Source organism: Streptomyces sp. NPDC026062 (assembly GCF_055568375.1).
This window is the reverse complement of sequence record NZ_JBVHOQ010000013.1, coordinates 60919-83890: the sequence shown is the minus strand read 5'-3', so window position 1 is coordinate 83890 and position 22972 is coordinate 60919. Positions and strand designations below refer to the sequence as shown.

General features: G+C 70.6%; 20 protein-coding genes and 1 pseudogene. 5 read left to right on the top strand and 16 right to left on the bottom strand.

All coding sequences use genetic code 11. The annotated features are described in order from the left end of the window. Positions 1-5: 5 nt before the first annotated feature. The 7 genes from ACZ4LX_RS14575 to ACZ4LX_RS14545 form a co-directional block, all read right to left on the bottom strand. Positions 6-1469, bottom strand: a complete 1464-nt coding sequence (locus ACZ4LX_RS14575) for an aldehyde dehydrogenase family protein (protein WP_467649346.1) — start codon at positions 1467-1469, stop codon at positions 6-8. Next, a complete protein-coding gene (locus ACZ4LX_RS14570) occupies positions 1466-3205 on the bottom strand; it encodes an N-acyl-D-amino-acid deacylase family protein (RefSeq protein ID WP_467649348.1) in 1740 nt (579 codons plus the stop codon). The genes ACZ4LX_RS14575 and ACZ4LX_RS14570 overlap by 4 nt, the downstream gene beginning before the upstream one ends. Before the next feature lie 254 nt (positions 3206-3459). Next, positions 3460-4581: an LLM class flavin-dependent oxidoreductase gene (locus tag ACZ4LX_RS14565; protein WP_467649350.1), complete on the bottom strand. Its 1122-nt coding sequence runs from the start codon at positions 4579-4581 to the stop codon at positions 3460-3462. 125 nt (positions 4582-4706) lie between these two features. Beyond that, positions 4707-5492: an SDR family NAD(P)-dependent oxidoreductase gene (locus ACZ4LX_RS14560; RefSeq protein ID WP_467649352.1), complete on the bottom strand. Its 786-nt coding sequence runs from the start codon at positions 5490-5492 to the stop codon at positions 4707-4709. 10 nt (positions 5493-5502) lie between these two features. Beyond that, positions 5503-6447: an LLM class F420-dependent oxidoreductase gene (locus ACZ4LX_RS14555; protein ID WP_467649354.1), complete on the bottom strand. Its 945-nt coding sequence runs from the start codon at positions 6445-6447 to the stop codon at positions 5503-5505. Between the two features lie 764 nt (positions 6448-7211). Then, positions 7212-9131: an AMP-dependent synthetase/ligase gene (locus ACZ4LX_RS14550; RefSeq protein ID WP_467650029.1), complete on the bottom strand. Its 1920-nt coding sequence runs from the start codon at positions 9129-9131 to the stop codon at positions 7212-7214. Between the two features lie 96 nt (positions 9132-9227). Beyond that, positions 9228-10505, bottom strand: a complete 1278-nt coding sequence (locus ACZ4LX_RS14545) for an acetyl-CoA C-acetyltransferase (RefSeq protein WP_467650028.1) — start codon at positions 10503-10505, stop codon at positions 9228-9230. A 76-nt stretch (positions 10506-10581) separates the two neighbouring features. Here ACZ4LX_RS14545 and ACZ4LX_RS14540 point away from each other — a divergent pair, with 76 nt between their 5' ends. The 3 genes and pseudogenes from ACZ4LX_RS14540 to ACZ4LX_RS14530 form a co-directional block, all read left to right on the top strand. Beyond that, positions 10582-11901: a 3-oxoacyl-ACP reductase gene (locus ACZ4LX_RS14540; protein WP_467650027.1), complete on the top strand. Its 1320-nt coding sequence runs from the start codon at positions 10582-10584 to the stop codon at positions 11899-11901. A 5-nt stretch (positions 11902-11906) separates the two neighbouring features. Beyond that, a complete protein-coding gene (locus ACZ4LX_RS14535) occupies positions 11907-12731 on the top strand; it encodes a MaoC family dehydratase (protein WP_467650026.1) in 825 nt (274 codons plus the stop codon). Positions 12732-12788: 57 nt separating this feature from the next. Then, positions 12789-13320, top strand: a pseudogene (locus ACZ4LX_RS14530) (GNAT family N-acetyltransferase); the annotation flags it as partial. 124 nt (positions 13321-13444) lie between these two features. On the opposite strand, the gene ACZ4LX_RS14525 reads toward ACZ4LX_RS14530, so the two are convergent. From ACZ4LX_RS14525 to ACZ4LX_RS14500, 6 genes are all read right to left on the bottom strand, one after another. Further along, entirely contained in the window at positions 13445-14083 is a 639-nt protein-coding gene (locus ACZ4LX_RS14525) for a TetR/AcrR family transcriptional regulator (RefSeq protein ID WP_467650035.1), read from the bottom strand. Between the two features lie 226 nt (positions 14084-14309). After that, complete coding sequence (locus ACZ4LX_RS14520; RefSeq protein ID WP_467650025.1) at positions 14310-15656, bottom strand: dicarboxylate/amino acid:cation symporter; 1347 nt, start codon at positions 15654-15656, stop codon at positions 14310-14312. A gap of 459 nt (positions 15657-16115) precedes the next feature. After that, positions 16116-16370 (bottom strand): DUF4229 domain-containing protein, encoded by a 255-nt coding sequence (locus ACZ4LX_RS14515; RefSeq protein ID WP_467650034.1) that lies wholly within the window; start codon positions 16368-16370, stop codon positions 16116-16118. 180 nt (positions 16371-16550) lie between these two features. Continuing rightward, the gene (locus ACZ4LX_RS14510; protein WP_467650024.1) at positions 16551-17075 is read right to left on the bottom strand and encodes a GNAT family N-acetyltransferase; all 525 of its coding nucleotides are present in this window, start codon (positions 17073-17075) and stop codon (positions 16551-16553) included. 125 nt (positions 17076-17200) lie between these two features. Further along, a complete protein-coding gene (gene mqnE / locus ACZ4LX_RS14505; protein ID WP_467650033.1) occupies positions 17201-18364 on the bottom strand; it encodes an aminofutalosine synthase MqnE in 1164 nt (387 codons plus the stop codon). Positions 18365-18413: 49 nt separating this feature from the next. Beyond that, complete coding sequence (locus ACZ4LX_RS14500; protein ID WP_467650023.1) at positions 18414-18869, bottom strand: Lrp/AsnC family transcriptional regulator; 456 nt, start codon at positions 18867-18869, stop codon at positions 18414-18416. A 132-nt stretch (positions 18870-19001) separates the two neighbouring features. On the opposite strand from ACZ4LX_RS14500, the gene ACZ4LX_RS14495 reads away from it, so the two are divergent. Next, on the top strand, positions 19002-19136 hold the full coding sequence (locus tag ACZ4LX_RS14495; RefSeq protein WP_326736853.1) for a hypothetical protein: 135 nt from the start codon (positions 19002-19004) through the stop codon (positions 19134-19136). Between the two features lie 11 nt (positions 19137-19147). On the opposite strand, the gene ACZ4LX_RS14490 is transcribed toward ACZ4LX_RS14495, so the two are convergent. The 3 genes from ACZ4LX_RS14490 to ACZ4LX_RS14480 all read right to left on the bottom strand — a co-directional run bounded on the left by ACZ4LX_RS14490 (position 19148) and on the right by ACZ4LX_RS14480 (position 22267). Next, entirely contained in the window at positions 19148-19813 is a 666-nt protein-coding gene (locus ACZ4LX_RS14490; RefSeq protein ID WP_467650022.1) for a UbiX family flavin prenyltransferase, read from the bottom strand. 82 nt (positions 19814-19895) lie between these two features. Next, positions 19896-20813: a menaquinone biosynthesis prenyltransferase MqnP gene (mqnP, locus tag ACZ4LX_RS14485; protein ID WP_467650021.1), complete on the bottom strand. Its 918-nt coding sequence runs from the start codon at positions 20811-20813 to the stop codon at positions 19896-19898. Next, entirely contained in the window at positions 20810-22267 is a 1458-nt protein-coding gene (locus tag ACZ4LX_RS14480) for a menaquinone biosynthesis decarboxylase (protein WP_467650020.1), read from the bottom strand. Before ACZ4LX_RS14480 ends, mqnP begins: the two co-directional genes overlap by 4 nt. A gap of 259 nt (positions 22268-22526) precedes the next feature. Between ACZ4LX_RS14480 and ACZ4LX_RS14475 the strand changes: the two genes are divergently transcribed. Continuing rightward, on the top strand, positions 22527-22925 hold the full coding sequence (locus ACZ4LX_RS14475) for a PLD nuclease N-terminal domain-containing protein (protein ID WP_467650019.1): 399 nt from the start codon (positions 22527-22529) through the stop codon (positions 22923-22925). Positions 22926-22972: the final 47 nt, after the last annotated feature.

Genomic DNA, 22972 nt, shown 5'->3' with positions numbered 1-22972 from the left:
CCGCCTCAGCCCGGCCAGACGATCGACTGGAGTTCGCTGTACGCGTGCAGCGCGTACGAGCCCACGTCGCGGCCGACACCGCTCCGCTTGAACCCGCCGAACGGGGCCTCCATGTTGCGGCCGATGGTGTTCACCCCGACCCCGCCCGCACGCAGCCGGCGGGCGACGCGGAAGGCGCGGGCCACGTCGCCGGACCAGACGTAGTCGATCAGTCCGTAGTCGCTGTCGTTGGCCAGCGTGATGCCCTCCTCCTCGTCGTCGAAGGGGACGACCACCACGACCGGGCCGAAGATCTCCTCGCGCGCCACCCGCATGTCGTTGGTGCAGTCCGCCAGCAGCGTCGGCGCGACGTAGAAACCCCGGCCGGTCGGGTCCGGGCGTTCGCCGCCCGTGACGACCCGGGCGCCCTCCTTGCGGCCCAGCTCCACGTACGACTCGACGCGGTCGCGGTGCGCGGCGGAGATGACCGGGCCGACGACCGTGCCCTTCGCCCTCGGATCACCGACCTTCAGATACCCGGCGTACGCGGCCAGCTTCTCGATCAGCGCGTCCTGGACGCCTCTCTGGACCAGGACGCGGGTCGGAGCCGTACAGATCTGTCCGCTGTAGAACGAGAACGTCGTCCCGATCCCCGCGACCGCCGAGTCGAGGTCCGCGTCGTCGAGCACGACGGCGGCGCCCTTCCCGCCCAGCTCCATCAGCTGCCGTTTCATCGACCGGCCGCAGACCTCCGCGATCCGCTGCCCGACCGAGGTGGAGCCGGTGAAGCTGACCATGTCGACGTCCGGGGAGTCGACCGCCGCCTCACCCACCTCCGGGCCCGCACCGCTGACCACGTTGACGACACCGGCCGGTACGCCCGCCTCCGCGAGGGCCTCGGCCATCCGGTAGACGGAGAGCGGGTCCTGCGGGGCCGGTTTCACGACGACCGTGTTGCCCATCGCGAGCGCCGGTGCGATCTTGCCCGCCGGGTTGGCCCAGGGGTTGTTGTACGAGGTGATGCAGGTGACCACGCCGACCGGCTGGCGGACGGCGAGCGCCCCGAAGATCCCGGCCCGGCCCATCGGGCCCGCCTCGTTGATCTGCGGCGCCACGGCCTCCTCGACCGGCTCCAGCGCCCCCTTCGCGTACCGCCGGAAGCGGGCGGCGCCGACGGCGACCTGCATGCCCCGGGCCGTACCGGTGGTGGCGCCGCTCTCCGCCTGCGCGAGGGCCGCGTGGGCGAGGAAGTCGCGCTGCATCAGACCGGCGGCACGGTCGAGGATCGCGGCGCGTTCCTCGGGACGGGTACGGGACCAGGGGCCGAAGGCCTCACGGGCCGCCGCGGCCGCCTCGTACACCTGCGCACGGCTCGCCTCGGGGGCGAGGCCGACGGTCTCCTCGGTGGCCGGGTCGACCACCTCGTAGTGGCCTGCGGCGGGTTCGGTCCACTCGCCGTCGATGAACAGGCGCTGGGCTGCGGTGGTCATACCGTGCTCACCGTCCGGGTGTCCCGGCCGGAACGGAGCACCGTCCCGGGAACCGCGCCGGTCACCTTGTCGTCGCGCAGGGTCTCCACCCCGTTGACCCGGACCGACACGATGCCGAGCGCCTTGGAGTCGAGCCGGGGGCTGTCGCCCGGCAGGTCGTGGACGAGGGTGGCGGGGCCCGCGTCGATGCGTTCGGGGTCGAAGAGCACCAGGTCGGCGTGGAAGCCCTCCTCGACACGCCCCCGGTCGCGCAGCCCGAAGAGCCGGGCCGGTTCGTCGGTCAGCATCCTGACGGCCTGTTCGAGCGGGACGAGCTTCCGGCCGCGCAGACAGTCCCCGAGGAAGCGGGTGGTGTACGGGGCGCCGCACATCCGGTCCAGATGGGCGCCCGCGTCGGAGCCGCCGAGCATGACGTCCTCGTGCTCCCAGGTCCGCTGCCGCAGCGCCCAGGAGTCGGGGTCGTTGTCGGTGGGCATCGGCCACAGGACCGTACGCAGTCCGTCCGCCGCGCAGATCCCGACCAGGCACTCGAAGGGGTCCTGGCCGCGCTCGGCTGCGATGTCCCTGACCACGCGCCCGCTCAGGCCCTCGTTCTCCGCGCTGTACGTGTCGCCGATGACGTACCGCCCGAAGTCCGCGAGGCGGCGGAAGACGCCCGCCTCCTTGCTGTTGGCGCGGCGCAGCATCTCGGCGCGGGTGTCCGCGTCGCGCAGCCGCTCGATGCGCTCGGGCACGGGAAGGGCGAGGATGTCGCCCCAGCCCGGGATCAGGTTGAGCGCGCAGAACGTGCCGAGCGACATGTTCATCGGGGTGAGGATCGGCATCGTCAGCGCGACGATCCGGCCGCCCGCCCGGCGGGCGCGCTCGCTGGGGACCAGCTGGCGCGGTACGCGTTCGGGGACGGCGGCGTCGATGGTCAGGACGTTCCAGTTGAGGGGGCGGCCGGCCGCGGCGCTCATGTCGACGAACAGGTCGATCTCGTCGTCGGAGAACTGGTCGAGGCATCCGGCCACGATCGCTTCGAGCTGGGTCCCCTCGTGCTCGCCGACGGCGCGGGAGAGCGCGAGCAGTTCCTCGGGGAGCGCGTGCCGGGAGGCGACCGGCTGTCCGTCGCCGTCGGAGTGGGTGGAGGACTGGGTGGTGGACAGCCCCCATGCCCCGGCGTCCATCGCGTCGTGGAACAGCGCGAGCATGGCGTCCATCTGGGCCGGGGTCGGCTGCCCGCCGACCGCTTCCGCGCCCATGACATGGCGGCGCAGCGCGCAGTGACCGACCATGAATCCGGCGTTGACGGCGATCCGTCCGTCGAGCGCGTCCAGGTACTCACGGAAGCTGGACCAGCTCCAGTCGACGCCCTCCTCCAGGGCCTTGAGCGCCATGCCCTCGACCCGCGACATCATGCGGCGGGTGTAGTCGGCGTCCTCGGGCCGGTCCGGATGGAGCGGGGCGAGAGTGAACCCGCAGTTGCCGCCGGCGACGGTGGTGACGCCGTGGTTCATCGACGGAGTCGCGTACGGGTCCCAGAAGAGCTGGGCGTCGTAGTGGGTGTGCGGGTCGACGAAGCCGGGCGCGAGGACGAGGCCGGTGGCGTCCTCGGAGGTCACGGCCTCCTCGGCGACGGCCCCCGGCTCGGCGATGACGGCGATGCGGCCGGCGCTGATGCCGATGTCCGCGAGGTAGGAGGGCCCGCCGGTGCCGTCCACGACGGTCGCTCCGCGGATGAGGTGGTCGAGCATGACGGGGTCCTTTCCCTGGTGTCCAAACATGGGTGTGCGCCGGGGTGCGTACGGCCGCGGTACGCACCCCGGCTCGCGGAGCGGCGGTCCGGGAAGACGCCGCCCGCGGACTTGAGCCGAGCCGGGCAGGATCGAGCCGCGTCCGGGCGGAACCGAGCCCCACCCGGGCAGGATCAAGCCCCTTACGGCGATCGAGGAGCGGGGGTACGGAGATACGGGGGGGCGCGCCCCCGAAGGCGCGCGCCCCCGACCGGCTACGCCGCGTCGCGGAACCGCGTCGTCCGGTGCACCGGATCCGTGTCGATCTTCGGGATCACGTGCTCACCGATCAGCTTGATCGAGTTGATCGTGTCCTCGGGGCTGATCCCGATCGGCAGTCCGAAGCTCAGCTGGTCCGCCCCCGCCTGCTCCCAGCGACGGCACTGTGTCAGGACCTCGTCCGGGTCGCCGCAGATCATCAGCTCCTCGGCGATCAGGAGCTCGATGATCTCCTCGGAGTACTCCGGCAGCAGCTCCGGCCACTCGGGGATGCCCTCCGGCCGGGGGAACGTGTCGTGGTAGCGGAACAGCAGCGACTGGAGGTAGTTCAGCCCGCCGCCGACCGCGATCTCGACGGCCTTCTTGTGGGTCTCGGCGCAGATCGCGGTCGAGGTCACCATGACGTTGTCGTTGACGAAGTCACCGACCGGTTCGGCGTCCTTGACGGCGTTCTTGTAGGACTCGACGACCCACTCCATGTCGGAGACCTTCTGCACGCTGAAGCCCAGCACGCCGAGCCCCTTCCTGCCCGCCATCGCGTACGAGGGCGGTGAGCCGGCCGCGTACCACATCGCCGGGTGCGACTTCCCGTACGGCTTGGGCAGGATCTTGCGCGGCGGCAGCGACCAGTGCTTGCCCTGGAAGCCGACGTACTCGTCCTGGAGCCACATCTTGGGGAACTCGGCGATGGTCTCCTCCCAGAGCTCCTTGGTGTGGTTCATGTCGGTGATGCCCGGCATGAACCCCAGGATCTCGTGGGTGCCCGCCCCGCGTCCGGAGCCGAACTCGAAGCGCCCCTCCGACAGGTGGTCCATCATGGCGACCTTCTCGGCCACCTTCACCGGGTGGTTGACCGGGGCGAGCGGGTTGAAGATTCCGGATCCGAGGTGGATGCGCTCCGTGGCGTGCGCGAGATAGCCCAGGTACACATCGTTGGCCGAGAGATGCGAGTACTCCTCCAGGAAGTGGTGCTCGGAGGCCCAGGCGTACTTGAAGCCGGACTTGTCCGCCTGGATGACGTACTCGGTCTCCTCGATCAGCGCCTTGTGCTCTGCCCCGGGGTCGGCCTTGGCCCGCGCGGCGGGCACGTACCCCTGTACAAAGAGCCCGAATTCCAAGGGGGTTCACCGTCCTCAATCGTTTCTGACACATCGTCAGATTCTGATGCGTCCGACTGTTCCACCGACACCCCGACCCGTCAATACCTGATACTCCGTCAGGTGGCACCGGGTGGGCGGCACGGTCAGAAGAGGCTGACGCCGGCCAGCCATCCGCCGTCGATGACGAACGGCTGCCCGGTGATGTACGAGGAGTCGTCCGAGGTCAGGAAGAGCGCGAGCGCCGCCACCTCCTCGGGCCGGCCGATCCGCCCGAGCGGCACGAGCTTCTTGTACAGCTCCCCCACGGCCTCGGCCGTCTCCACCGGGTCCGCGTCCGGGTCCAGCGCCGCCGGATTGGTCATCGGGGTGTCCACGGCACCGGGGCACATGGCGTTGACCCGGATGCCCTTCGCGGCCAGCTCCACCGCCGCCACCTTGGTGAGCCCCAGCACGGCGTGCTTGGTCGCCGCGTACGCACCGACGAACGCCATGCCGGTGAGCCCGGTGTACGACGAGGTGTTGACGATGGTCCCGCCACCCGCCGCCTCGATCTCGGGCGCGACGTTCCTGATCCCCAGGAAGGCACCCACCTGGTTGACCTGCACCACCTGCTGGAACTCTTCGAGCGGCGTGGTCACCAGCTCGTTGAAACGCAGGATCCCCGCGTTGTTCACCAGCCCGTCGATCCTCCCGAAGGCCCCCTTCGCGGCGGCGACGGCGGCCTGCCAGTCCGCCTCCTGGCTCACGTCCAGGTGCACGAACAGCGCGGTCTCCTCCCCCAGTTCCTTCGCAAGGGCCTCGCCCTGCTCGTCGAGCACATCGGCGATCACCACCCGCGCGCCCTCGGCGGCGAACAGCCGCGCCTCCTGCTCGCCCTGCCCGCGCGCCGCGCCGCTGATCAGTACGGTCCGTCCGTCCAGCTTGCCCATGGCCTGACTCCTAGCTGTCGAGGTGAGGTGCGACATCGGCGGCGAACGCCGCCATCTGATCGGTCAGTTCACTTCTGCCGCGGCTGCGGAAGCGCACCTGGATCTGGTGCACCCCCATCGCGCCGTACTCCCGCAGCGACTCGGCGACGGCCTCCGGCTTCCCGCTGAGCGTGCGACGCCCCACGGACCAGCCCGGCTCCCCCACGTACAGCGGCTCGGTGATGGCCCCGACGACGATCGGCCGGTCCACCCCCGCCTCCTCGCGCAGCGCGTGCAGCCGGGCGATCTGGGCGGGCAGCTTCGCCCTCGGATCGCCCTGCGGCAGCCATCCGTCCCCCCGCACGGCCGCCCGCCGCACCGCGGCGGGCGACGACCCGCCCACCCAGACCGGCACCCGCTCCTGGGCCGGCCGGGGCAGCTGCCCGAGCCCGCTGAAGGCGAACCGTTCCCCGGCGAACTCCGGATACTCCTCGGGCCCGAGTGCGGCCCTGAGCGCGTCGACGCTCTCGTCGAGCACCCCGCCCCGCCCCTCGAAGTCCGCCCCCAGCGCCTCGAACTCCTCCCGCACATGCCCGGCGCCCACCCCGAGGATCAGCCGGCCGCCGCTGAGATGGTCGAGGGTGGCGTACTGCTTGGCGGTGGCCAGCGGGTGCCGCAGTCCGACGACGGCGACATGGCTCATGAGCAGCACGCGCTCGGTGATCCCCGCGAGATAGGCGAGCGTGGCCACCGGGTCGTACCAGACGGTACTCATCGCCTCCGCGAGCCTGCGCGGGATGGCGACATGGTCACAGCTCGCCAGGTAGGTGAACCCGGCCCTGTCCGCGGTGCGGGCGATCTCGGCGAGATCGGCCGGGGTGGCCCCGGCCTCCCACGGCTCCGCGTAGATGGCGCTCTGCGACTGGATCGGGAGCTGCATCCCGTACGACAGCGGTCCGGCGGGCAGTATCGGCACCGAACGGCCTCCTTCCCCTGGAATGACCCTGACGCGAATCTGACGGCTCGTCACATAACAAGCGGGGCCATCGTCGTACCTGACGCCCCATCAGGCAAGGGGATGGACTTCCTGGACCTCACCCCGGCCCGGGGCGGGGCCCTTGGGCGGGCGGCAGCGGGGGTCCTTGGCCTTGCCCCGGTCCGGGCTGGGGTCTTTGTCCTCAATCGCCGGACGGGCTCGGTGCGGGTGCTCCGCGGGGTGCGCGGTTGCCCGGTGGGTGGGGGTGGGGTCCCTCCGGGGCGTCTCCTCAGAAATGGCGTGTTCACCCGGGAACGTAAGTGGAACCCGGGTCGTACGCCATTCCCTGCGGACTCCCCTGCACGCCCCCACCCAGCCCGGTCGCACGTCTGCACCCCGGTGGGACGACCCCGCAGACAAAGAGGGACGACGCCGGCCTGCGACTGGTCGCAGACGCACGACGGGCGGGGCCGGGGCCGTGCAGGGGAGTCCCCGCAGAACGACGAACATCGACCCGGGTTCCATCGCGTACCGGCAGAACGTTCGTCGTTCGAGGAGACGCCCCGGAGGGGCACCGGACCCCCACCCACCGGGGTGACGCAAACCCGGCAACACGGAGCACCCGCACCCACGGGGCGACCCGCACACACCAAGCCCGTCCGGCGATTGAGGACGGAACCCCGCGCCCCGGTTCGGGGCAACAGGCAGGGTCCCCGACGCCAGGAACACCGCTGCCGCCCGCCCAAGGGCCCCGCAACGACGCGCTACTTCCGGTACAGCTCCTCGATCTCCGCCTCGAAGTCCCGCGCCACAGCATCCCGCTTCAGCTTCAGCGACGGCGTCAGGTGCCCGCCCTCCTCGGTGAAGTCCACCGGCAGGACCGTGAACTTGCGGATCGACTCGGCGCGCGAGACCAGCCGGTTGGCGTCGTCCACCGCGCGCTGGAGCGCCGAGCGGAGTTCCTCGTCGTGGACGAGTTCGCGCAGCGGGACGTCCTGCTTCTTCTTCATCTGCCGCCAGTGGGAGAGCCCGTCGGGTTCCAGGGTGATCAGGGCGGTGATGAAGGAGCGGTTGTCACCGACCACCATGCACTGGCTGACCAGCGGGTGGGCGCGCAGCCAGTCCTCCAGCGGGGCCGGGGTGACGTTCTTGCCGCCCGATGTGATGATGATGTCCTTCTTGCGGCCGGTGATGGTGAGGTAGCCGTCCTCGTCGAGCGTGCCCAGGTCGCCGGTGGCGAACCAGCCGCCGTCCATGACCGGTACGGCCCGGCCGCGCTCCGAGTCCCAGTAGCCCTGGAACACCTGGCCCCCGCTGAGCAGCACCTCGCCGTCGGGCGCGATGCGTACGGCGGTGCCGGGCAGCGGCCAGCCGACCGTGCCGAGGCGCGGTTTGAGCGGCGGGGTGACGGTGGCGGCGGCGGTGGTCTCCGTCAGTCCGTAGCCCTCGAAGATCTCGACACCGGCGCCCGCGTAGAACGCGGCGAGCCGGCGGCCCAGCGGGGAGCCGCCGCAGATCGCGTAGCGGACCTGGCCGCCGAGCGCGGCCCGGATGCGGCGGTAGACCAGTGGGTCGTAGAGGGCGCGTGCGGCGCGCAGACCGAGCCCCGGGCCGGGGCCCTTGCCGTGTTCGGCTGCCTCGACGGCCTGGCCGTAACGCTGGGCGATCCGCGCCGCCCGGTCGAAGGACGAGGCGCGGCCCATCTTCTCGGCGGTGGCCCGGCCGGTGTTGTAGACCTTCTCCAGTACGTAGGGGATGGCCAGCAGGAACGACGGTTTGAAGCCCGCCAGGTCGGTGAGCAGGTCCTCGGTCTTGATCGACGGGGCGTGGCCGAGGCGGACCCTGGCGCGCAGGCAGCCGATCGCGACCATCCGGCCGAAGACGTGCGACAGCGGCAGGAACAGCAGGGTGGACGCCGGGTACTTGCTGACGGACTTGAAGACCGGGTGCAGCAGCTCGATGGCGTTGTCGACCTCGGCGAAGAAGTTCCCGTGGGTGAGGACGCAGCCCTTGGGGCGGCCGGTGGTGCCCGACGTGTAGATGAGGGTGGCCGGGGTCTCCGGTTCCAGGGTGGCGCGGCGGGCGGCGACCGCGTCGTCGGGGATGTCCTTGCCGAGCGTCTTCAGCCGTCCCAGCGTGCCCGTGTCGAACTGCCAGAGGTGGGTGAGCTCGCCGAGCTGCTTGCGTTCCTGGCTGATGACGCGGCCCTGTTCCGCCGTCTCGACCATGCAGGCGGCGGCGCCGGAGTCCTGGAGGATCCAGCGGGCCTGGAAGGCGGACGAGGTCGGGTAGATGGGGACGGTGATCAGACCGGCGGCCCAGGACGCGAAGTCGAGCAGTGTCCACTCGTACGTCGTACGCGCCATGATCGCGATCCGGTCGCCGCCCCGCAGGCCCTCCGCGATCAGGCCCTTGGCGACGGCGAGGACCTCGGCCGCGAACTCGGCCGCCGTCACGTCCCGCCAGCTGCCGTCCGGCTGCTTGCGGCTGAGTACGGCGTCCGAGGGCGCCTCGCGGGCGTTGTCGAACGGGATCTCGGCGAGCGAGCCGCGGCGCACGGCCGGGGCGAACGCCGGTACGGAGGCCTGCTGGACGCTGCCGTCGGCCGCCCTGACCTTCGTCGGCTCGACCAGGACGGGGGCGGAGGGTGCGGAGGGTACGGAAGTGGCGGGTGGCGTGGACACGTGCGGCTCCTCAACGTCGGGGTCGGGCGGTTCACCTGCTCCGGCTGACGGCAGTCCCTGACGCCATCACCGAACCTTGCTCGGCTTCGGTACGCGCTAAGCGCGTTCAAGGATCGCGGTGACGCCCTGGCCGCCCGCCGCGCAGATCGAGATCAGCCCGCGGCCCGGGGTGCCGCGTTCCGCGAGGAGCTTCGCGAGGGTGGCGACGATGCGGGCGCCCGTCGCGGCGAACGGGTGGCCGGTCGCGAGGGAGGACCCGGCCACGTTCAGCTTCTCCCGGTCGACGGGCGCCAGCCCCTGCTTCTCCCAGGCGGCCAGCGTGGCGAGCACCTGGGAGGCGAAGGCCTCGTGGACCTCGAAGAGGTCGAAGTCCTCGATCCCCAGCCCGGCCCGCTCCAGCAGGCGCGGCACGGCGTACGCGGGCGCCATCAGCAGCCCGTCCTCGCCGCCCACGTAGTCGACGGCGGCCGTCTCGTACAGGGAGAGGTGGGCCAGCGGCTCCAGGCCGCGCTGCTCGGCCCACTCCTCGCTCGCCAGCAGGACCGTCGCGGCGCCGTCCGTGAGCGGGGTCGAGTTGCCCGCCGTCATCGTCGCGTCCGGGTGGTCCGTGCCGAACACCGGCTTCAGCGTGGCGAGTTTCTCCACCGTGGAGCCCGGCCGCAGATTCTGGTCGCGCTCCAGGCCGAGGTGGGGGACGACGAGGTCGTCGAAGAAGCCCCGGTCGTACGCGGCGGCGAGGCGCTGGTGGCTGGTGGCGGCGAGCAGGTCCTGCTCGGTGCGGCCGATGTCCCACTGCCGGGCGGTGACCGCGGCGTGGTCGCCCATCGACAGGCCGGTGCGGGGTTCGGCGTTGCGCGGCATGTCCGGGACGAGGTGGCGGGGGCGTACGCCCGCAAGTGCCTTGATCCTGCCGCCCGTCGACTTCGCGCGCCGGGCCGACAGCAGCAGCCGGCGCAGCTCGTCGTTGACGCCGAGCGGTGCGTCGCTCGTGGTGTCCGCGCCGCCCGCGATCGCGGAGTCGACCGCGCCGAGCATGATCTTGTTGGCTGCGGTGATGACGGACTGGAGGCCGGTGCCGCAGGCCTGCTGGAGGTCGTACGCGGGGGTGCGCGGGTCGAGCGAGGAGCCGAGGACGGTCTCCCGGGCCAGGTTGAAGTCCCGGCTGTGCTTGAGGACCGCGCCGGCGGCGAACTCGCCGACCCGCTGCCCCTGGAGCCCGAACCGCTCGGCCAGACCGTTCAGCGCCGCGGTGAGCATCTGCTGGTTGGAGGCCTGTGCGTACGGCCCGTCCGAACGTGCGAAGGGGATACGGCTGCCGCCGATGACCGCGACCCTGCGAGGCTGCGGAAGCGCGAGGGGGATCAACTCGACCAACTCATCTCGACCAGCTCCTGACTCTTGAGTAACCTTACTCAAGAGTAAATCTACGACGAAGCAAGGAGTCCGGACAATGGCCGACCGCTATCTGCACCTGACAGGCACAGCAACCGGCCGATTCCTGACCCGGAGACTCGGCCTGCCCCAGCCCGCCCGGCTGCGCCGCTGGACGCTGGAGACCCCGGCGCTGCCCGGTCCCGTCATCCACCTCACCGCCGGGGAATCCACCGTCACGGAGGAGCTCGGCGCCGTCCTCGCCGGCTGCGAACCGGAGATCGTGGCACACGCCGACCGGCCCGCCGGAATCGTCCTGGACGCGACGGCCGTCGACACCCCCGCCGGACTCGGAGCCGTACACGCGGCGCTCCACCCGGTCGTCCGCTCCCTCGCCACGGGCGGCCGCATCGTCGTGATCGGCACGCACCCGTCCCCGGACGACCACCACCAGGCCGCCGCCCAGCAGGCCCTCGAAGGCTTCGTGCGCTCACTCGGCAAGGAGATCGGCAAGGGCGCCACCGTTCAACTGCTGCGCGTCGCCACCGGATCGGTCGAGGGTGCGGGCTCCACCCTCCGCTTCCTGCTGTCGCCCCGGTCGGCGTACATCAGCGGCCAGGTCATCGAGGTGACCGACGCCGCTCCCGACCCCGTCGCCGACTGGGCGGCCCCGCTCACCGGCCGCACCGCCCTGGTCACCGGCGCCGCCCGGGGCATCGGCGCCTCGGTCGCCTCGGTCCTGGCCCGGGACGGTGCTCATGTCATCTGCCTGGACGTCCCGCAGGCCCAGGAGGACCTGGTCCGCACCGCCGACCGGCTCGGCGCCACCCCCCTGCCGCTGGACATCACCGCCGACGACGCGGCCGAACGCATCGCGGCCGCCGCACCGGACGGCCTCGACATCCTCGTCCACAACGCCGGCATCACCCGCGACCGGCGGCTCGCCAACATGGCCGCCGAGCGCTGGGCCCAGGTCATCGATGTCAACCTCGACAGCGTCCTGCGCACCACCGACGCCCTGTTGAAGGCCGGCACCGTCAACCGGGGCGGCCGGATCGTCGCCACCGCCTCCATCGCGGGCATCGCGGGCAACAACGGCCAGACGAACTACGCGGCCAGCAAGGCGGGCATCATCGGCCTGGTCCGCTCGCTCGCCCCACGCGCCGCCGCCGACCACGGCGTCACCGTCAACGCGGTGGCCCCCGGTTTCATCGAGACGAAGATGACCGCCGCGGTCCCGCTGTTCATCAGGGAGGCGGGCCGCCGGATGAACTCCCTCTCGCAGGGCGGCCTCCCGGTCGACGTCGCCGAGACGACCGCCTGGTTCGCCCAGCCCGCGTCCGGCGCCGTCAACGGCCAGATCGTCCGGGTCTGCGGCCAGAGCCTGCTGGGAGCGTGACGCGGATGCCGAGTCTGGCCCTCTCCCTGGCGCGCGGCGCCGTCACCTCCCCGTTCAAGAAGGCGGGCAGGCCGGACGCCGTACTGCCGGCCGACCGCCTGCACCTGCCGGCCGCACCGATCGCCCCCGGTCCCCTGGCCGCGTACCGCGGAATCTGCGGCTTCCCCGAGGAGGCCGCCGGCCCCCTCCCGGTCACCTACCCGCACGTCCTGGCCTTCCCGCTCGCCATGCGGCTGATGATCCGGCGCCGCTTCCCGCTGCCGGTCGCCGGACTCGTCCACACCTGGATCGAGATCACCGCACACCGCCCGCCGCACGCCACGGATCACCTCGAACTCACGGTGTACGCGGAGGCGTTGACACCGCACCGGCGCGGCACCGAGGTCACCATGGTCACCGAGGCGAGGCTGGCGGGCGCGCTGGTGTGGGAGTCCCGCAGCGGCTATCTGTCCCGCCACGCGACGCGTACGGAGACAGCCCCCGGACCCGCGAACCCCGCACCGCCGCTCCCCGCGGTCACCGACTGGCAGCTGCCCGCCGACCTCGGCCGCCGCTACGGAGCCGCGTCCGGCGACCGCAACCCGATCCACCTGTACCCGCTGACCGCCCGCCTGTTCGGCTTCCCCCGCGCCATCGCCCACGGCATGTGGACGGTCGCCCGCTGCCTCGCCGAAACCCCGCAGCCCCACCTGGTCCGCACCGTACGGGCCGACTTCAGGGCCCCCGTCCTGCTGCCCGGCACCGTCACCTACGCCTCGGACGGCACGGCCTTCCAGCTCCGGGGCGCCGGGGGCGAACGCGTCCACCTCACGGGGACGGCGGAGCGGTAGCGTGCGACTGCGGCGCGGTGGACCGGCTCGTGAGCGGGGAGCGCCGCAGAGCCGGAAATGGAGCACCCGTTGACCACTTCACCCGTCCGCCTGTACCGCTTCGGCCACAAGGACCTGCCGGCCATTCGGCAGACCCTCCTGGACGTGCATGCCCACGCCTACGCCGACGAGCTCGACGACGAGTTCAACCAGCGCTTTCCGTGGTTCGTCGAACACTGGGGCAGCCACCAGGACTTCGTCTGCGTCATCGGTTACGACGGCGCCGAGCCGGTGGGATTCGCGTACGGGGCTCCGGCCGCACCGGGCCGGGAGTGGTGGCGCGAGCATGTGAGCCGTCCGCCGGCCGACACGTCCACCTTCTCCGTGTCCGAATTGATGGTGCGGCCACCTTGGCGGAGGACCGGAATCGCCGAGCGCCTGCACGAAGCGCTGATCGAGGACCGCCCCGAAGCACTCGCCGTCCTCCTGGTCGACCTCAGCCACCCGAAGGTGCACGCTCTGTACGAGACGTGGGGGGTATCGCAGGACGGGAAGCCGGCAGCCGTTCCCGGACTCCCCCGCCTTCGCCGTCATGCTCCGGGACCTGCGGGACCTGCCTGCCCGCAGGACCGGCCCCGGCTCACCCTGGGCGGGGCCGGGGCCCGGGGCTTCCGGCGGCATCCCGTAGCACCCCTGCCGCACCGGCTCCGGGCCTCGCGGGGACCGGTCCGGGATCAGGACGCGCGTGTGCTCCCCGAGCCCCGGGGCTGCCAGGGGCGGCCGTTCATCAGGTTCTCCAGGCCGGCCCAGGAGAAGTTCATCAAGGTGGTCGCCGCCTCCTTGGCCGTGACGCCCGGAGTCTCGTTCGCCCAGCCGGCAAGCGCCTCCGCGGCGCCGACCAAGGCCTGGGCGAGCCCGGTCACATCGCCGTCGGGGAGCGCCGGATCACGGTGCGCCTCGCGCGCCGCGGCGCCGATCAGACCCGTCACGAACGCAACGATCTCCTCACGCATCACGTTCACCTCGGTGGCGAACGGCTCTCCGTGCGTCCGCGCCTGGCGGTACAACACCGCCCAGCCGTCCGGGTTCTCGGCGGTGTGCGTGAAGAACGCCGTGAGTCCTGACCACAGTTGCCGGTCGGCGGTCCGACCGGGATCCACCTCCGCCCGCACCGCTTCGACCAGCGCCTTCGCCTCGCGCCTGATGCAGGCGGAGAAGAGTTCGTCCTTGGAATTCAAGTAGAGGTAGACCAACGGCTTGGACACCCCGGCCAGCTCGGCGATCTCGTCCATCGAGGCCGCCCGGAATCCGCGCTGCCCGAAGATCTGCACCGCGGCGTCCATCATCTGCTGCTCACGCACCGCGCGCGGCATCCGTTTGCTCTTCACAGCACCCACGTCGAATTCCTCCCGCGCCGCCCTACTCCTCGGTAAGCGTACGGCGCGGGCCGCCCCGCCGTCGTACGGAGCCGGTTTCGCGGGCCCGGACGGCCAAAAGCCGTCGCACCGCCCCCGCCGGGGCGGCCGGACGGTCGCGGCGGAACGGAAAGCGCCCCCGGTCCGGGACCGGGGGCGCTTCCGATGGATCGTGCGTGCGGCGTTACGCGGGAACCGCCACGCGCTCCGGCTCGGTGTCGCGCACCTCGGCGTCGTCGACCGGGGAGGCCGAGGCCGAGTTGTACGCGTCGTGGTCGAGGATCTTCTCGCGGGCCGCGACGATCACCGGGACCAGGGCCTGGCCCGCCACGTTGGTGGCGGTCCGCATCATGTCCAGGATCGGGTCGATGGCCATCAGCAGGCCGACACCCTCCAGCGGGAGCCCCAGCGTCGACAGGGTGAGGGTCAGCATGACCGTGGCGCCGGTGAGACCGGCGGTGGCCGCCGAGCCGATCACCGAGACGAACGCGATGAGGATGTAGTCACCGACACCCAGCTGCACGTCGAAGATCTGCGCGATGAAGATCGCGGCGAGCGCCGGGTAGATCGCGGCGCAGCCGTCCATCTTGGTCGTCGATCCGAACGGGACCGCGAAGGAGGCGTACTCCTTCGGGACGCCGAGGCGCTCGGTGACCTTCTGGGTGACCGGCATCGTGCCGACCGAGGAGCGGGAGACGAAGGCCAGCTGGATCGCGGGCCAGGCGCCCTTGAAGAACTGGAGCGGGCTGACCTTGGCGACGGTGGAGAGGAGCAGCGGGTAGACGCCGAACATCACCAGGGCGCAGCCGATGTAGACGTCGGCGGTGAAGGTCGCGTACTTGCCGATCAGGTCCCAGCCGTAGTCGGCGATGGCGTAGCCGATGAGGCCGACGGTGCCGATGGGGGCGAGGCGGATGACCCACCACAGGGCCTTCTGGAGGAGCTCCAGGACCGACTCGCTGAGGGTGAGGATCGGCTGGGCCTTCTCGCCGAGCTGGAGAGCGGCGACGCCGGCGACGGCGGCCATGAAGACGATCTGGAGGACGTTCAGCTCGGCGAACGGTGTGATCACGTTGTCCGGGATGATGCCCGTCAGGAAGTCGAGCCAGGAGCCGGAGTGCTCGGGGAGCTTGCCGTCCTTCGGCGTGAGGCCGGTGCCGGAGCCCGGGTTGGTGATCAGGCCGATCGCGAGGCCGATGGCGACCGAGATGAGCGAGGTGATCATGAACCAGAGCAGCGTGCGGGTGGCCAGCCTGGCGGCGTTGTTGACCTTGCGCAGGTTGGTGATCGACACCAGGATCGCGAAGAAGACGAGGGGCGCGACGGCCAGCTTCAGCAGCTGGACGAAGATGTGGCCGACCTTGTCGAGCGTGGTGTAGAGCCAGCTGATGTCCTGGCTGCGGGCGAGCCAGCCGAGCAGGACACCGAGGACGAGACCGGCGACGATCTGGGCCCAGAACGGGACCTTGGGTATGCGGAAACCGGAGCCGGAGGGCTCATCGGTGGTGGCGGACGCGGGGTTCGCGGACACGGACACACTCCAGATGTGACGCATCGGGACGCACGAGGGCGCAGTGCGGGGGACGGGGGGTGCGGCGCCCGTGTCGGGGTCTGTCCGGTGGATCAGGTTCGGACAGGGCGGCGCCGCTGCATGGTGCCGGTTCAGACGTTGCGGCAACAGACCGCGGACATACAGCGGCAGAGATCGACATGCAGGCGCTCCACGAGCGGGATGCTCGCGGTAGGACTGAGGCGCACGGCTGTCTTCATGTCGAACACGTTAACACTTGAACTTTGAGAACCTCAAAGGTCTTCTTTGGGCTACGGGAGGGGCCGGAGCACCCGCACACAGGCGTGTTCACGGCCAACGCCCGTCCCGGGAACGCGAAAACCCCAGTACAGGAGCGGTCGCTCCGGTGCTGGGGTTTCGAGAAGAATGAAGTGGGTGTGAGGAAGCTTACAAGTTCCTTACTCCGCCCTCACCGAACCACTACTGGGTGACGCTGTCCTCGCGCGTGCGGTTCGATTCGAGGCGGGCCTTGGCGCGGCCGACCGTGGACACGATCTGCTCGGACATCTCGTCACGCTGCTTGCGCAGAAGGACGTAGCTGAGCGGCGCGGAGAGCACCAGCGCGAGCAGGACGACCCAGACGGCGTTGGATCCCCCCGCCCCGGATGGGATGAGCCCGAAGTTGACGGCGATGGCGGCGACGACGAGGCAGCCGACGAAGATGCTCAGACGCATCGCGGTGTACCGGACGGTTGCGCTCGGCTTGGCAGCGGACACAGCTGGCCTTCTCTCTTCGTACGACAGGTCCTGCCCGACCAGTGAAGCATGACCCACAATCGATCAGTTCGGAGGGCTGCGCCAACGCGTGTGCCCGCACGCACGCGCACGCCGGGGCATTCGCCCACGCGTGCGTGCTCAGCGAAGCGGCAGCAGCATGATGACGTCGTCCCGGTCGTCCCCCTCGGCCACCCGGATCGCCCCCGGCACCCGTCCGACCTCCTTGTATCCGCAGGCCCCGTAGAAGCGGTCGGCGCCCGTGCCGCCCCGGCAGGTGAGCCGGATGGCCTCGATGCCGTCGACGGTGCGCGCGGCGTCGGCGGCCGCGGCCATCAGATCGCGTCCGTAGCCCCGGCCCTGGTGCCGGGGGTGGACCATCACGGTGTAGATCCAGAGCCAGTGCCTCATCAGCCGGTGCGTGTTGTGGGTGAGGAAGGCCGTGGCGGCGACGGCGCCCTCCTCGTCCCGGCCGACGAGCAGCCGGGTCCGGCCATCGGCCATCGCGGCCAGATGCTTGACCAGCTCGGACCGGACGTCCTCGGCCGTCACGGGCGGCACGAAGCCCACCGCGCCGCCCGCGTTGGACACATCGGCCCAGAGCGTGGCTATGCCGTCCCGGAGGGACAGGTCGAACGCGGGATCAAGCTCAAATGTAAGTGCCATAAACGCAGATTAACCCTTACGGACCATGAGGCTCAACCAGCGTCCGAAACGCGAGAAAGCTCCGGCCGGGGACGGCGGCCGGAGCTTTCGTACAGCGGTGCGCGCGCGACGGGGCGCGCGCCGGTTCAGACCCGCATCGGCTGCGGCGACTCGCGCCGGTCCGCGTCCGGGCCCGGGTACTCGCGGATGATCTCGTACCGGGTGTTGCGCTCCACGGGCCGGAAGCCGGCGTCGCGGATCAGGTCCAGCAGATCGTCACGGCCCAGCTTGTTCGGCGTGCCGTAGTTGTCCGCGTCGTGCGTGATCTTGTACTCGACGACCGAGCCGTCCATGTCGTCCGCGCCGTGCTGGAGCGCCAGCTGGGCGGTCTGCACACCGTGCATCACCCAGAAGACCTTGACGTGCGGGACGTTGTCGAACAGCAGCCGGGAGACCGCGAAGGTCTTCAGCGCCTCCGCGCCGGTCGCCATCGTGGTGCGCGCCTGGAGCTTGTTGCGGACCTTGCCGTCCTTCATGTCCACGAAGTCGTGCTGGTAGCGCAGCGGGATGAAGACCTGGAAACCGCCGGTCTCGTCCTGGAGCTCACGCAGCCGCAGCACGTGGTCGACGCGGTGACGGGGCTCCTCGATGTGCCCGTACAGCATCGTCGCCGGGGTCTTGAGACCCTTCTCGTGGGCGAGCCGGTGGATGCGCGACCAGTCCTCCCAGTGGGTGGCGTGGTCGACGATGTGCCGGCGGACCTCCCAGTCGAAGATCTCCGCACCGCCACCGGTCAGCGACTCCAGACCGGCCTCGATGAGCTCGTCGAGGATCTCGGAGGCGGAGAGGCCGGAGATGGTCTCGAAGTGGTGGATCTCGGTGGCGGTGAACGCCTTCAGGGAGACCTGCGGCAGCGCTTCCTTCAGCGCGCTCAGCGAACGCGGGTAGTAGCGCCACGGCAGGGTGGGGTGCAGCCCGTTGACGATGTGCAGCTCGGTGAGGCTCTCGCCCTCCATCGCCTTCGCGAGGCGGACGGCCTCCTCGATGCGCATCGTGTACGCGTCCTTCTCCCCCGGCTTGCGCTGGAAGGAGCAGTACGCGCACGAGGCGGTGCACACGTTGGTCATGTTGAGGTGACGGTTGACGTTGAAGTGGACGACGTCGCCGTTCTTCCGCGTACGCACCTCATGGGCCAGACCGCCGAGCCAGGCCAGGTCGTCGGACTCGTAGAGCGCGATCCCGTCCTCGCGGGACAGCCGCTCGCCGTCCCGGACCTTCTGCTCCAGCTCGCGCTTGAGTCCCGCGTCCACTAGGGCGCCTCCCATTTCCTCTTCGTAACAGACTCAGCTCACCGTACGCCTAGCCCTCCTCGGGAAGGTCTCCGACCCGGTTCTCCCACTTCGTGGAGAGCACGATCGTCGTACGCGTCCGCGAGACGCCCCTGGTACCGCTGAGCCTGCGGATGGTCTTCTCCAGCCCGTCCACGTCACCGACCCGGACCTTGAGCATGTAGGAGTCGTCGCCCGCGATGAACCAGGCGTCCTCGATCTCGGCGAGGTCCTTCAGCCGGCGCGCCACGTCCTCGTGGTCGGCCGCGTCGGAGAGCGAGATACCGATGAGCGCCGTGACCCCGAGGCCGAGGGAGGCCGCGTCGACGGTGGCGCGGTAACCGGTGATGACACCGGCGACTTCCAGCCGGTTGATGCGGTCGGTGACGCTGGGCCCGGAGAGCCCGACGAGCCGTCCCAGCTCGGCGTACGAGGCCCTGCCGTTCTCCCTGAGGGCCTGAATGAGCTGCCTGTCCACCGCGTCCATGTGACTGAAACCTTCCATTATTCAGCAGTATCGCGAGTCTATGTATAGAATCTAAGGCATGCAGGCGCCGGAGCCTGCAAATCTTCTCGAACTTCCAAAAAACGCTTTCGAATCTTCAGGAGTGGATACACCGTGTACACGATCGAGATGGCCTACGCCCGGATGCGCGAGCTGCAGGACCTGGCCAACCGCTCGCGTGCCCACCAGCCCGCCGCGGCCCACCGGGTCGACAAGACCCGCAACCCGCGCACCCCCAAGAAGCGCTGACCCCACACGGATCAGCCGCGGGAGCCGCCACCGAGCTCCCCCTCCCAGCGGCGGTACAGCAGGTGCGGCACCCCTGCCGCGTCCAGCACCCGCCCCGCGACGAAATCCACCAGATCCTGGATGTGCGTCGCCCCCGCGTAGAACGCCGGAGAGGCGGGCAGCACGACCGCGCCCGCCTCGTCCAGGGTCACCATGTGCCTCAGCGTCTGCCCGTTCAGCGGTGTCTCGCGCACCGCGACGACCAGCCTCCGCCGCTCCTTGAGCGTCACGCTCGCGGCCCGCTGGAGCAGATCCTTCGAGAGCCCGAGGGCCACCCCCGCCACGCACGCCGTCGACGCGGGCACGATCAGCATCCCCTTCGCCGGATACGACCCCGAGGACGGCCCGGCCGCCAGATCGCCGGCCGCCCAGTGCCGCACCCCGGACACGTCCACGTCGAAGGTGTGCGGCTTCCCGTCCGCCCCCCGCGCCAGCCAGCCCCGCAGGTCCTCCTGCCAGTGGGCGTCGCGGAACGCGATCCCCGTCTCGTCCAGCAGCGTCAGCCGCGAGGCGCGGCTCACCACCAGATCGACACTCTCCCCCGCGGCCAGCAGGCCGCGAAGCACGGCAGCGGCGAATGGGGTGCCCGAAGCGCCCGAAACCCCGACAATCCAAGGCTCTCGCCGCTGCTGACTCACTGAAGTACCGGAATCCACACCCCCGAGCCTATCCGCCGCCCCGGGACAGGGGCGTGTCAGGAGTTCGGTCCCGGTACGGGTGCTACACCGTCAGACCGCGCACCAGCAGGTCCAGCAGCGCACACGCGAACAGGGCGATCCCGATGAACCCGTTGACCTGGAAGAACGCCCGGTTCAGCCGCGACAGATCGTGCGGCCGCACCACCCGGTGCTCGTACACGAAGGCCACCGCGACGATCGCCATGCCGATCCAGTAGAAGAGCCCGGCGCCCGTGGCCAGCCCGAACCAGACCAGCAGGCCCGTCGTCACCACGTGGGAGACCCGCGCGCCCCACAGCGCCGCCGGAACGCCGAAGCGCGCCGGGACGGACAGCACCCCGTGGGCCCGGTCGGCCTGCACGTCCTGGCAGGCGAAGATCAGGTCGAAGCCGCCGATCCAGACGCCGACCGCGAGACCCAGGATCACCGCGTCCCACGACCAGCTGCCCGTCACGGCCAGCCAGGCGCCGACGGGCCCCATGGCCTGGGCGATGCCCAGGATCGCGTGCGGGTAGTTCGTGAACCGCTTGCCGTACGGGTAGACGACCATCGGTACGACCGCGAGCGGCGCCAGTGCCAGACAGAGCGGGTTCAGCAGCGCCGCCGCGCCGAGGAAGACCACGACGGCGACGAGCGCGCCCGTCCACGCCGACTTCACCGACACCGCGCCCGTCACCAGCTCACGGTTGGCGGTACGCGGATTGCGGGCGTCGATCTCCCGGTCGATGATCCGGTTCGCCGCCATCGCGAACGTGCGCAGCCCGACCATGGCCACGGTGACGAGCAGCAGCGTCGCCCAGTGGATCGACTCGTCGTCCAGGAACATCGCGGTCAGGGCGGCGATGTAGGCGAAGGGCAGCGCGAAGACCGAGTGCTCGATCATCACGAGCCGCAGGAACGCCCTGACCTTGCTGTTCGGCTGGGCGGGCCCCGATCCCAGGGTCGCTTCGGCGGCGCTCACAGTCCGTATTCCTTCCACCGGCGGTCGACCTTCGCCGCCGTGTCCGGGTCGGACTCGACCATCTCCGGCCAGCCCCCGTCCCGGGTGTAGCCCTCCTCGGGCCACTTCTTCGTCGCGTCGATGCCCGCCTTGCCGCCCCAGAACTGCTGGTAGGAGGCGTGGTCGAGATGGTCGACGGGCCCCTCGGCGACCGTGAGGTCACGCGCGTAGTCGGTGTTGCCGAGTGCCCGCCAGGACACCTCGTGCAGATCGTGGACGTCGCAGTCGGAGTCCACGACCACGATCAGCTTCGTCAGCGACATCATGTGCGCACCCCAGATGGCGCTCATCACCTTCTGGGCGTGCTTCGGGTACTTCTTGTCGATCGAGACGATCGCGCAGTTGTGGAAACCACCGGACTCGGGCAGGTGGTAGTCCACGATGTCCGGCACGATGATCTTGAGCAGCGGCAGGAAGAACCGCTCGGTGGCGCGCCCCAGCGGCCCGTCCTCGGTCGGCGGCCGGCCCACCACGATGGACTGGAGCAGCGGCCGCTTCCGCATGGTCACGCAGTCGATGGTCAGCGCGGGGAACGGCTCCTGCGGCGTGTAGAAGCCGGTGTGGTCGCCGAACGGCCCCTCGGGAAGCATCTCCCCGGGCTCCAGCCACCCCTCGATGACGACCTCGGCGTTGGCCGGGACCTGGAGCGGGACGGTCTTGCAGTCGACCATCTCGATGCGCTTGCCCTGGATGAACCCGGCGAAGAGGTACTCGTCGATGTCCCCGGGCAGCGGAGCGGTGGAGGCGTACGTGACCGCGGGCGGCGCGCCGAAGGCGATGGCGACGGGCAGCCGCTCACCGCGCTTGGCGGCCACCTGGTAGTGGTTGCGGCTGTCCTTGTGGATCTGCCAGTGCATGCCGATGGTGCGGCGGTCGTGGCGCTGGAGGCGGTAGAGCCCCAGGTTCCGGACGCCGGTCTCGGGGTGCTTGGTGTGGGTGAGCCCCAGGTTGAAGAAGGAGCCGCCGTCCTTGGGCCAGGTGAAGAGCGCGGGCAGCCGGTCCAGGTCCACGTCGTCGCCGGTGAGGACGACCTCCTGGACGGGCGCGTTCTCGCTCTTCACCTTCTTCGGCGGTACGTGCACCATCGTGCCGAGCTTGCCGAAGGCCTCCCGGACGCCGACGAAGCCGTGCGGCAGCTCGGGCTTGAGCAGCCCGCCGATCTTGTCGCTGATGTCGGCGTAGGACTTCAGCCCGAGCGCCTTGAGCAGGCGCTTGTCGGTCCCGAAGACGTTCATGGCCAGGGGCATCGAGGAGCCCTTGACGTTCTCGAAGAGCAGCGCGGGCCCGCCGGCCTTGTTCACCCGGTCGACGATCTCACCGACCTCCAGGTAGGGGTCGACCTCGGCCTTGATGCGCTTGAGCTCGCCCTCGCGCTCCAGAGCCCGGAGGAGGGATCGAAGATCGTCGTAAGCCATGCGGTCAAGTTTGGCATCCTCCCCGGCATCGGCCGACAGGGCTCCCCCACGTCAGCCACCGGCCGCCCCGGCCGCACCCCGGAAAACCGGCTGCCCGGCCGCCGCGAGCCGTGAGCCCGCTCCCGGCCGCGCTCCGCCGCGCGGCCGTCCCGCCCGGCTGCTCCCGCTCGCCGTAGGGCGCGGACGACACCCGCTACCCTGGGCCCGTCACCGGGGTGGGACATTGCCCCGCCAACTCTCTTCGGGGGGACCTTCCACCATGTTCCGGGCTCTGATCTATCTCCTGCCCCTGGCGCTGACGATCTACGCGTTCATCGACTGCCTGAACACCCCCGAGGACGAGGCCAAGCACCTGCCGAAGATCGCCTGGGTCTTCATCATCCTGCTGTTCTGGATCGTCGGCCCGATCGTGTGGCTGGCCGCGGGCAAGATGCGCGAGGTGCCCGCCGGGGGCCGTACGCCGTCCGAGTGGCACCGCAACCACCGTCAGCCGTGGGTGGCGCCGGACGACAACCCCGACTTCCTGAAGTCGCTCAAGGACGAGAACGAGAAGGACGAGGCCGTCCTCAAGGACTGGGAGGCGGACCTGCGCCGCCGCGAGGACGAGCTCAAGCGGCGGGAGAGCGGCCCGGAGGGGACTCCCCCGCCCGCTTCCTGACCGGTCCTTCCGTCCCGCTTCCCGGTCCGGGAACGGGAGCCGGCCCC